This window comes from Rhizobium sp. M10, assembly GCF_002531955.1.
Classification (GTDB): Bacteria; Pseudomonadota; Alphaproteobacteria; order Rhizobiales; family Rhizobiaceae; genus Rhizobium; species Rhizobium etli_C.
Window position 1 is genome coordinate 1 of the sequence record NZ_NWTA01000016.1, and the last position, 226, is coordinate 226.

General features: G+C 61.1%; 1 pseudogene. It reads left to right on the top strand.

Features of this window, described 5'->3' with window-relative positions:
* Window positions 1-226: pseudogene (gene groEL, locus CO671_RS22515) on the top strand (chaperonin GroEL); the annotation flags it as partial.

Sequence of the window (226 nt, forward strand, 5' to 3'; positions counted from 1 at the left end):
GTGCTCACTGCCGGCACCGTCATCTCCGAGGACCTGGGCATCAAGCTCGAATCCGTGACACTCGACATGCTCGGCCGCGCCAAGAAAGTGTCGGTCGAGAAGGAAAACACCACGATCGTCGACGGTTCGGGCGCCAAGTCCGACATCGAAGGCCGCATTGCCCAGATCAAGGCCCAGATCGAAGAAACCACCTCCGACTACGACCGCGAGAAGCTGCAGGAACGCC